This window comes from Actinomadura sp. 7K534 (genome assembly GCF_004348575.1).
GTDB lineage: Bacteria > Actinomycetota > Actinomycetes > Streptosporangiales > Streptosporangiaceae > Spirillospora > Spirillospora livida.
This window is the reverse complement of the sequence record NZ_SMKB01000249.1, coordinates 1-10,079: the sequence shown is the minus strand read 5'-3', so window position 1 is coordinate 10,079 and position 10,079 is coordinate 1. Positions and strand designations below refer to the sequence as shown.

The 10,079-nt window shown below is 66.5% G+C and carries 13 protein-coding genes; 10 read left to right on the top strand and 3 right to left on the bottom strand.

Annotated elements, in window-relative coordinates:
- The 3 genes from E1266_RS31305 to E1266_RS31300 form a co-directional block, all read left to right on the top strand.
- The coding region (locus E1266_RS31305; protein WP_207946023.1) for a glycosyltransferase family 2 protein at positions 1–1,153 on the top strand (1,153 nt) is incomplete at its 5' end.
- A 3-nt stretch (positions 1,154–1,156) separates the two neighbouring features.
- Complete coding sequence (locus E1266_RS38385; RefSeq protein ID WP_165966281.1) at positions 1,157–1,321, top strand: hypothetical protein; 165 nt, start codon at positions 1,157–1,159, stop codon at positions 1,319–1,321.
- Positions 1,322–1,870: 549 nt separating this feature from the next.
- A complete protein-coding gene (locus E1266_RS31300; protein WP_132053204.1) occupies positions 1,871–2,098 on the top strand; it encodes a hypothetical protein in 228 nt (75 codons plus the stop codon).
- A 131-nt stretch (positions 2,099–2,229) separates the two neighbouring features.
- Here the strand turns inward: E1266_RS31300 and E1266_RS31295 are convergent, their stop codons facing one another.
- Positions 2,230–2,475 carry a hypothetical protein gene (locus E1266_RS31295; protein ID WP_132053202.1) on the bottom strand — a complete coding sequence of 82 codons (246 nt, stop codon included), beginning with the start codon at positions 2,473–2,475 and terminating at the stop codon, positions 2,230–2,232.
- 713 nt (positions 2,476–3,188) lie between these two features.
- On the opposite strand from E1266_RS31295, the gene E1266_RS31290 reads away from it, so the two are divergent.
- On the top strand, positions 3,189–5,180 hold the full coding sequence (locus tag E1266_RS31290) for an ATP-binding protein (protein WP_132053200.1): 1,992 nt from the start codon (positions 3,189–3,191) through the stop codon (positions 5,178–5,180).
- 84 nt (positions 5,181–5,264) lie between these two features.
- Here the strand turns inward: E1266_RS31290 and E1266_RS31285 are convergent, their stop codons facing one another.
- Together E1266_RS31285 and E1266_RS31280 are read right to left on the bottom strand one after the other, a co-directional pair.
- A complete protein-coding gene (locus tag E1266_RS31285; protein ID WP_132053198.1) occupies positions 5,265–6,422 on the bottom strand; it encodes a type III PLP-dependent enzyme in 1,158 nt (385 codons plus the stop codon).
- 21 nt (positions 6,423–6,443) lie between these two features.
- Positions 6,444–7,211 (bottom strand): GntR family transcriptional regulator, encoded by a 768-nt coding sequence (locus E1266_RS31280; protein WP_132053196.1) that lies wholly within the window; start codon positions 7,209–7,211, stop codon positions 6,444–6,446.
- Between the two features lie 180 nt (positions 7,212–7,391).
- Here E1266_RS31280 and E1266_RS38380 point away from each other — a divergent pair, with 180 nt between their 5' ends.
- The 6 genes from E1266_RS38380 to E1266_RS31255 form a co-directional block, all read left to right on the top strand.
- Positions 7,392–7,538, top strand: a complete 147-nt coding sequence (locus E1266_RS38380; protein WP_157419387.1) for a hypothetical protein — start codon at positions 7,392–7,394, stop codon at positions 7,536–7,538.
- A gap of 114 nt (positions 7,539–7,652) precedes the next feature.
- Entirely contained in the window at positions 7,653–7,970 is a 318-nt protein-coding gene (locus tag E1266_RS31275; protein ID WP_165966280.1) for a WhiB family transcriptional regulator, read from the top strand.
- Between the two features lie 94 nt (positions 7,971–8,064).
- Positions 8,065–8,844, top strand: coding sequence for an NUDIX domain-containing protein (locus E1266_RS39965; protein WP_279436365.1), 780 nt, complete (start codon positions 8,065–8,067; stop codon positions 8,842–8,844).
- A 5-nt stretch (positions 8,845–8,849) separates the two neighbouring features.
- Entirely contained in the window at positions 8,850–9,428 is a 579-nt protein-coding gene (locus E1266_RS31265; RefSeq protein ID WP_132053192.1) for a hypothetical protein, read from the top strand.
- On the top strand, positions 9,425–9,691 hold the full coding sequence (locus tag E1266_RS31260; protein WP_132053190.1) for a hypothetical protein: 267 nt from the start codon (positions 9,425–9,427) through the stop codon (positions 9,689–9,691). Before E1266_RS31265 ends, E1266_RS31260 begins: the two co-directional genes overlap by 4 nt.
- On the top strand, positions 9,688–10,079 hold a 392-nt coding region (locus tag E1266_RS31255), incomplete at its 3' end, for an RRQRL motif-containing zinc-binding protein (RefSeq protein ID WP_132053188.1). The genes E1266_RS31260 and E1266_RS31255, both read left to right, overlap by 4 nt.

The window sequence follows — 10,079 nt, the reverse complement described above, 5'->3', positions numbered from 1 at the left end:
CCGCCCACCCGTCCAGCGTGCACGCCCGCGACAGGCCGCCGCGCACCCCAAGGCCCGCGGCGGCGGGCGCGACGGCAAACGCGACCTGCCCGCGATCAGCACGGACGCGATGCGGGTGACGGTCCTGATCCCGGCGCACAACGAGGCCAAGCAGATCACCGAGACCATCGCCTCGCTGCGCCGCCAGGAACGGCCCCCCGACCACATCGTGGTGATCGCCGACAACTGCACCGACGCCACCGCCGCGTTCGCGCAGCTCTGCGGCGTCGAGATCGTCGGCACGCGCGACAACCGGCACAAGAAGGCCGGCGCGCTCAACCAGGTCCTGGACCGCCTCCTGCCGATCCTCGGGCCGGACGACGCGGTCATGGTGATGGACGCCGACTCGGCCCTCGACCCCGGCTTCATCCGGCACGGCGTCGACTACCTGGCCCGCGGCCGCTACGCCGCCGTGGGCGGCACCTTCACCGGCAAGCCCGGCGGCGGCGCGGTCGGCATGTTCCAGCGCAACGAGTACGCCAGGTACGCCCGCGACGTGCGGAGGCTGCAGGGCAAGGCCCTCGTCCTGACCGGCACCGCCACCATCTTCCGCGCGACAACGCTGCAGGAGGTAGTGGCCGCCCGGCGGGAACGCCGCCTCCCCGGCCTCCCGCACGTCTACGACGTCCGGGTCCTCACCGAGGACAACGAGCTGACCCTGGCCATCCTGCACCTGGGCTTCCGCATCCTGTGCCCGCCCGAGTGCACGCTCACCACCGAGGTGATGCCCACTTGGCGGGACCTGTCCAGGCAGCGGCTGCGCTGGAAGCGCGGCGCCCTGGAGAACCTCCTGGACTACGGCTGGACGCCGATCACCCGTCCCTACTGGGGACGGCAACTGCTCTCCCTGGTCGGAATCCTGGTGATCACCGCCTACCTGTCGTCCATCGCCTACTCGGCCATCTGGCTCGGCGGCATCACGATCAGCCCGATCTGGGCCGCCGTCACGGTGATCTTCATGGTGGAGCGCGTGGTGACCGTCCGCCGGCGCGGCGCTCTCCAGATGGCGCTCGCCGGCACGATCGTCGTCGAAATGATCTTCGACGTCTTCCTCCAGTTCGTCCAGGCCCGCGCCTTCTGGCAGGCGGCCTGGCGCAAAGAAAGGAAATGGTAGGTCATGTACAACACCCCACCGATCGGCGGCGTCGCAGCGGGCTTCGGCGGCGCCGCCGCGGCCTCGCCGTGGCTCGGTCTCCAGGCCCTCTGGATCGGCCTGGCCCTGTTCACCCTGGTCTCCGCCGGCCTGGCCGTAAAGCGCATCCTCCCCGCCCGCAGCAACTGACCCCCCGGACGGCCCCTGACGGCGTCAAACCCGTCAGGGCCGTCCGTCCTTCCAGTGGCCGCACAGCCGCGATCGGCCGAATCAACTACCGTTGCGGGGCACCGCTGATTGCGGGATTCCGGTCAAGGAGGAGCCCGGCGACGCCCCTCGCGTCGAGATCCGCGGTGACCTTTGAGCGACCCGCCGGACGTGAGGCGCGCCACAAGGTACCCCGCGGTCCCATGCGGCAGGTTCACAGGGTGTCCCAGTCGAGCCGACTGACTTACCGCCTTGCCAGAAAACCGCTCTGATCTGCCGTGACGCCAAATTCAGGCACCCACTCGGCACAGCACCTGACGCGACCGACCGGGGCTTCTATGGTGCCCACTCGCTCCCCAAGGCTCCGTTATGAGCGGCTTCGACACCGAGGCTCCGACCATGACGACATGAGACAGCAACCATGCCTTTCTCGGACACTCAAACCGGCCTCCACCCCCATGGGCCCTACGCTGGCCTCCGCTCAGCCGTAGGACGGCATGCTCATGCCCCCCCGAGAGAAGAGCCTCGACAATGCGCCGCACCAAGCTGCTCCTATGGGGACCGGTCGCGATAACCGTTGTGATCGACTTCTTCGCAATGACTTTCGCAGGGATCATCTCGAACACCCTGACCTCAAACGAAACACTGGTGTCACTGGTGTGGTGGGCCTGGCTGTTTCTCTTCACACTCTCGCTGGTGCTTCTCGGGTGCTGGGTGGCCTACTGGCGCCGTCTCCCCCCGACTGAAGAGCGCCCGTAGCCAGCCGGGGCCTGCTCGATCAATCGGGTCTGCCGATCGTCAGGTGCACCTCGATGCGAACCACCTGCGCCCCGCGCCGCAGCACCTCCCAGACCGGCGAGCCTCCGCCCCGGCCCTGATGAGGCGTCAGATCAGGGGATCACGTCGGCCGTGATCGTTGTGGACGCCTTGCGGCAGGTTGAGACACGGCCGCTCGCGCTGGACTGGGCCGCGCTGCTGCTGACACAGCGCCAACCGTTGACGGTGGCCAGGCCCGCGGAGCCCTGCTTCGGCGTGCCCGGCGCGAAGTAGCCGCGGAAGACGGTCAATACCGTCGCGCACGTCGTCCGGCCGCTGAGAACACCGACCGCGAGGATCTCACCGTTGACCGCCTTCACCTCTCCGCAGTTCGTCCGAGGTCCGACCAGTTTCGGCCCGCTCCGTGAAGGAGTCGGTGAGTCCGGCCTCGGCCGTGAAGGCTCCGGCGAATCGACGGGGATGGACGGCGCGACGGCGGGAGTGGCCGGGACGGATGAGCCGGGCGGAGTCGAGGACACTGAGACGGCCTCGGGCCGCCCGTCGCCCTGGCATGCGGCCAGGGCAAGGGGAAGCACGGTCAAGGCTGCGAGAAGGCATGGACGCACAAGACTCCGCCGACCGATTCCAAGATCGCCAGAGCCTCTCACGCGCCCGGCAGGCGGGCACCCGTGAGATGACCGAGCGAGCCACCACAGCCGCCCATGGAGGCCCACATACAGACGGCCGGCCACGATAAGAACGGCCCCTGACAGCATTGATGCTGGTCAGGGGCCGTTCTCTATGGTGTGGCGGGTGCAGGGTTCGAACCTGCGTAGGCTAAGCCGACGGATTTACAGAGAGACCACAATAGAGGTACAGCGCAGTCGCTGACCTGGGGCAAAGCCTCTGTTCAGATACCCACGATGCTCCACCGTCCCGCGCATGTTCCGTAAGCAGTTGAGCGGCGCTCACCCGGACGAGGCGCGCCTTGGGCACAAACGATCCAGGCCGTCATGCAATCCACAGCGACCGGTGTCGGCCGTTGGTGCAGGTGGAGGGTGACAGTGCGTCCGTGGAGGGTTACCTTCGGAACATGCCTGAACTCGTACTGTCTGCGAGCGACGATCACGTCCAGCGTCTAGCCAAAGAACGGGATCCCATTCGAGCCATTATTGAGCTCATCTGGAACGGGATCGACGCTGAGGCAGATCGAGTCGATGTCAATTTCGAGCGCGATCACTTGGATGCCATAACGCGCGTCTTTGTCCAGGACTGGGGTCATGGCATCAGTGTCGACGAAGTCGAGCAAACCTTTGGCGAGATCGGGAATTCATGGAAGTCCCGCAGCAAACGCAGCAAGCATGGCAAACGAAGGCTTTGGGGAAGCAAGGGCGAAGGACGACTCCACGCATTTGCACTCGGTGACCGCGTGGAGTGGATCAGCGTTGCCCGCGATAGCGTAAAGAAGCGCTGGCGTCTTACCATAAAGGGGGACCGTACGGATCGGGGCCGATTTGCTTACGAGACGGTCGAGGTAAGTCGAAAGGAAGCCCTAGGAACAGTCTTCATCGCGCACAACGACTCACAATTTCAAGCCGTTCAACGTCTAGATTCCGACCGAGCCAGAGCGAGCATAGCAGCAACTTTTGCTCCCTTCCTCTTGAATAATCCATCGGTACAGCTCAACTATGACGGCACACCCATAAATCCAAGCGAGCAAATCGCAGATGATAAAACTATGGAGAGAGTCGTCGAGTCGGAAGAAGGAAGCTTTACCTACTCTCTACGCCTAATCGAATGGAAGGCCGGCAGACATCACTCCATCTATTATGGCGAGTCCACCGACCATGCCATCTTCGAGCATGACGCAAAAGACATTGAGCCTAGATATAACTTCTCGTTGTATGTCGCCTGGCCTGGTATCGGCGATTCGTCAAGCGAGATCGCACTCGGCGATCTGGCTCCTTCCCCCTATGCGGAGCTAGTTCGCGACGTCAAGAGTGCTATCCGTGAATATTTCACGTGGCGACGTCGGCAGGATCGGCGAGATCAGATAGAGATCTGGAAAAAGTCCGGAGTCTACCCCTACAAGGAGCCCCCTCAGAGCGAGGCCGAGAAGGTAGAGCGAGCGACATTCGATCTCATATCTGGCACCCTGAGTGCCCACATCGCCCAGGCCAAGGCAAGCGCCAGCCTAACTCTTCACCTACTCCAGAACGTAATACGTCACGAACCAGAGTCACTACTAAAGATACTGCACGAAGTCCTAGCACTCCCTCCCAGCGACAGAGAGGCTCTGACTGAACTCATTGAATCGACCTCACTGAGCAATATTATTCGATCAACATCTAAAGTTGCAGACCGTGGCCGTTTCTTGGTAGCACTGGACCACATCATTTACGACACGGTCGGCTCTAAGCACGTCGAAGAAAAAGACCACCTTCATCGGATGCTCGAAAAGGAACTGTGGGTATTCGGCGAAGAGTACAATGTCATGCGCAGTGAGCGTGGACTTACAGAGGCTCTACGGACACACCTCAGACTATCCGGACTCCCCACGGATAAAGTGAGGCCTGTGCAGACCCCAGAAGGCAAGGGCGGCCGCCTGGACCTGCATTTGGCAGTCTCCAAAAGAGAGCACGGTCGAGTTAGGCACCTCGTTGTTGAACTCAAGGCGCCAGGCATAACGATTGACCGAAAAGAACTCGATCAAGTCGAGGATTACGCCAACACGATAATCACCGAACCACGCTTCCGCAACGGGTCTTCCACTTGGGACTTCATTCTAGTCGGCAGCAAGCTTGGCGGTACGGCACGAAATCGAGTGCATGCGGAAGGCGTCAGGCGCGGCCTTTTCCACGACCCCCCGGTGCGCGATGAGGCACAGCCCCGAGTGCAGGCGTTCGTACGCACCTGGCGAGAGATCATAGACGAGAACCGCTCACGTCTGGAGTTCTTCTCCGATGCGCTCGCACATGATCCGTCGCTCCCCGAGTCGCTGGCATACCTAAGAAAGGCACATGCAAAGTCGATCCCGGATTCACTTCGTGATGACCCTGGTTCCGAAGAGACACCAACCGGGTGAGCATGCTAAAGATTCTTTTTACCCGTATTACTGAGAGGCCTCCCCGCATCAGCGAGAAGGCCTCCGGTCAGACAAATCTCTCTACTATTCTATATAGAAAAATCCCGGCTTAGGGTGCATTAGGAAGTCGTGGTGGGAGATGTTCCAGGCGTAGGCGCCGGACATGGAGAAGGCGACTAGGTCGCCTACGGCGATGCGCTCTGTGGGGACCTCGCGTGCGAAGACGTCCTTTGGTGTGCAGAGTTGGCCGACGAGGGTTACGGGTTCGTCGGTGGCCGTGGGGCCGTCGCCGTTGCGGGGCAGGACGGTGAACGGGTGGTTGTGTTGCTTGGTGACGGGTGTGCGAATGTGCATGGTGCCGCCGCGTAGGACTGCGTACCGCTGGCCGTGTGCCTTCTTTACGTCCAGTACCTCGGTGATGTACCACCCGGCGTAGACGCTGATGGAGCGGCCCGGTTCGATGCGCAGCGTTTCGCCCGGCTCGGCGAGCGCGGCGACGTCGGCGCCGTACTGCTTCCAGTCGAATCGGGTGTCAGGTGTGCTGTAGTCGACGGCCATGCCGCCGCCGACGTTGAACTCACGCGGCCCGGTGTGGCCGATTCTGTCGAGCCATGCGCGGCCCCACGCGAGGATCTCGGCGGACTGGGCAACCATGGCGGACGCGTCCAGGCCGGACGCCAAGTGCGCGTGGATGCCGCGTAGGCGCAGGTGTGGCGAGGAGGTCAGGATCTCGGTGCAGGACTCCATCAGTTCGGGGTCCATGCCGAACGGTCCGCTCATGGCGAGCGCTACGCCGCTGCGGTCGCCGGCGAGGTTGAGGCGTAGCAGGATGTCGACCTCACGTCCGGCCGCCTGGGCGATCTCGGCGAGGCGCGATAGCTCGTACGGGCTTTCGACGTGGATGCGCTCGACGTCAAGGGCGAGCGCTTGACGGAGTTCGTCATCGGTCTTGCCTGGCCCGCCGAACGCCAGACGTGCATCCGGCAGCGCCTCGCGCACGTGCGCCAGCTCGCCGCCGGACGCGACCTCGATGCCATCCATGTACGGGGCGAGTGCGCGCAGAATCGGCGCATCCGGATTGGCCTTCGCGGCATAGAAGATCTCCGGCGCACCGGGTGCCGAGAGCGCTGCCTTGACTTCGGCCGCGTGCTCGCGCAGCGCGGCAAGGTCGTAGACGAACGCGGGTAGCTCGCCCTTGCCGGCAAGGGTCTGGGCGTGGTCTTGGACTAGGCGCGTGATCATCGGGTGTGATCTCTCCGGTTGTCAGGCGAGCGGGAATTCGTACTGGGCCGTGAGGTAGTGGGCGGGCGCGACCGTGACCGTCACCTCGACGGCCCGGCCCTCGGCGGTCATGCCGACGTGCGTGATCTGGATGACCGTCCGTTCGGGACTGATCTCCAGCGCCCGCGCTTCGGCGTCGGTGGGCAGGCGGCTAGGGGTGATCCGTTCGCGCGCCGTGACTTGCGGGTAGCCGAGTTCGGCGAGCGCGCTCTTGACCCCACCGACGATCACCGGCCCGTCCTCTTCCAGGACAGTGCCCTCGGCGATGTCGAGGGGGAACCAGCTTTCGTTGATCCGAACGGGGATGTCACTCGCGAGTAGGCGACGGCGACGGACAAGGCAGTTCGCCTCGCCGGTCGGCACGCCAAGTGTCTCGGCGACGTCCGCCGACGGTTCGGCACGCTCGGTGGTGATCTCGTGCTTGGGATCCAAGCCCAAGGCGCGAACCTCGGCGTCGAACGCGCCGCGGGCGCCCTGGTTCTCGCGTGTCGCCCGGTCGTAGCGGGCAGGTGAGTGGAGCATCGGCGGAAGCCAAGTGACCATGGTTCCCCGTCCCTGCCGAGGACGGACCATGCCCTCGGCCGCGAGTACCTGCATTGCCCGGTTCACCAAGCTACGGGAAGCCCCGTACCGCTCGGCAAGCTCCGGCTCGGCCGGCAGGACGGACCCCGTTGGGTACCGGCCGTCGATGATTTCTCCCCGGATTTTCGCGGCGATGTCGCGGAACCCGTGGCGCTCCGATGTGGCCATCTACCTGCTCCTCTCCACTGTCGACCCGCTGTCTACTCGCTGTCTTAGGTCCACCTAACCAGAGCAGACGCCAAACGCCAAACGATTGATGCCTCTTGACATCCGCTCCAGAGTGACCACAATCGAAGGTACGTCAAACGCCAAACGTTTGGCGTATCACTCGATCTGAGGAGTGGCCAGATGTTCCCGCAGAAGTCCAGCAACATCCCGCAGTGGCTCGCCGGCATCGCGGTCGCGATCTTCGCGATCAACAACCCGGAGAAGGCCGCCGCGCTGGTCAACCAGGTGATCCACGCGATCACGACGTTCTCGGGCTCGCTGGGCTGACCGGCGATGACGACCCGCATCCCGAACCCGCCGCCCCTCGGTGCACAAGCCACCAAGCACGCCGCCGAGGGCCGCCCTACCCACCAACCGCTCACGGCCCGCATGGAGGACCGCATGCCTGTTACCCCGTCCGCTCTGTCGCTGGTGGACCTGGTGACCGAACTCGGCGAGCGCGGCGACTGCCGGCACGACCCCGACCTGCACATGGGACCGGACGCGTTCGAGTCCGAGCCGATCGCCGAGCGTCTGGCCCGGCAGGACGTGGCGCGGCAGGTGTGCGAGGACTGCCCGGTGTGGGACCTGTGCCTGGACTACGCGCTGCGCATCCGCCCCACCTGGGGTGTGTGGGCGGGCTACCTGCCGCGTGAGCTGGCAGCGCTGCGCCGCGAGGCCCGGACCCTGCCCGCCGCGGACCTGGGCGAGGTGGCGTGATGTTCGGCGCCGACCCGCACGCCCGTACCCGCGTGCTGATCGCACTGGTGTTCCTCGCACTCGCCGGCGCGGTGCTGCTGCTCGGAGGGGTCCAGTGAAGACCCGCCCGACCGGCCTGCCCGCCGAGGTCGACAACGCCGCCGCCCTCGACACGCCCCCCGGCAAGGAAGGACCGGCCCGCCCCATGAAGTCCGTGACCTACACCCACCCCGATGTGTTCACCACCGGTGTCTCCGAGGGATGGGCCGACGCCGAAACCGACCCGGCCCGCATCGACTGGACGGCCCGGCAGGCGGCCGCCGCGATCCCCTTCGAGGTGGTCGACGGGCGGCCGGTCAACCCGTGCGAGCGCACGCCAGTGCGGTACGGCCGTAACGAGCTGGGGCACTGGGGCGAGGCGCTGGCCGCCGATGCGCTGGTCTCGGTGACCGACCGCGGCGGCCGCCGCTGGATCCTCATGGTGGAGCGCGCGGACGGGCACGGCTGGGCACTGCCCGGCGGCCACGTCGACCCCGGCGAGACCCCGGCCGCCGCCGCGGTCCGCGAGCTGGCCGAAGAGACCGGCCTGACGCTGCCCGCCGCGCACTGGACGGCGACCGCGCCGCGGTACGTCCCCGACCCCCGCGCCTCGGATGAGGCGTGGATGGTCACCGTGCTGTGCACCGCCCACCTCGGCGCCCTCGACCGCGGCGACTTCCCGCCGGTGGCCGGCGCCGACGACGCCCGCCGCGCCGAATGGGTCCGCGCCGACACCTACCCGGCGCTGGTCGACCACCTCACCGACGTCCACGGCGGCCGGGTGTTCGCCGCGCACGTCGCCATGCTCCGCAACGCCCTCGCCCCCGCCGCCCACGACACCCCGAAAGCGAGGTGATCGGCATGTTCGTGTTCAACGACCGCCAGGACCGTGACCGCGCATCGGACGGTGTGAGCCGGTACGGCGTCTACCTGCGCCGCTACCCCAAGCTGTTCGCGTCCCTGGACGAGGACGGAACGGTGACCGGTGACCCGGCCGTGTTCGCCGCCGCCGCGTGGCAGGTGGCCACGTCGCCGGTCATGGCGCCGCCCTACCTGGGCTGGACGGCCGAGCGTCTGCAGTCGGTCGCCCTGACCCACAGCGAGGTCGATTCCGCGCTGATCGCTCGCGTGCTGTTCGCGGTGCCGCGCCCGTCCGCGCTGGCCTCCGTGGCGGGGTTCGGCGACTGGGACCGCGGCGACCGGTGGAACCGCGGCTACCACATCCCCTACCACGACCGGCTCTCGCGCCGCCCGGCGATGCTGACCACCACTTTGCTGGCGTTCCACATCCCGGCCGCCGAGCTGCACACCCCGGCCGACGCGCCCGAGCGGCTCACCGTGGCCGACGCCAAAGCGTCGGTCAAGCGGCTGGCCGCACTGCTGGACGCCCGGTGCGCCCCCGTCCTGGTTGCCCTCGACGGGTTGGGGGTGGCCCGGTGATTACCGCCCTGCTCATGCTCGCCGCACTGCTGGCCGCGGTGTGCTGGCTGTGCGCCTCACCGGTCCGGCTGGCCGCCGCCGGTGGCGTGCTGCTGGTCACCCACCCGGCGCCGACCTTCGCCCTGACCGCCGTGGCCGCTGTGGCGCTGACGGTGGCCGCCGCGGTGTTCACCGTCCGGACGGTGCGTGCCGAGGGCTGGCACCTGGTCACCGTCCAACGCCCCAACCTCGCGCCCGCATCGGTGGGGGGTGTGACGGCATGACCCGCCGCCGTAGCTCCGCGCGGTTCTTCGACCCGGCCGGCACCCGGTACGGGATCCCCACCTGGCCGTGGCGCATGGCACCTGAGCATCTGCGCACCCGCCGCCAGCTCACCGCCGAGGGCCTGCGCCCCGGAGGTCAGGACATTGCCGGACAGGTGCTGTGGAACTCCCGCCGCTACCGGAAGGGAGTGCGCGCCGCCTACCTGTACGACGTGCGCCTTGCGCTGCCCAAGCGCGTCCCCACCGACCGGCAACGCGTGGCCCTGGGCAAGGCGCTGGCCGCCCGCCGCTTGTGCCCGACCTGCCGACGCGACGCCGGTTACGTCCTGCCCCGCCACCTCGGCGAGTGCCTGGACTGCGCCGACGCCCTCGACGCACACGACCCCGC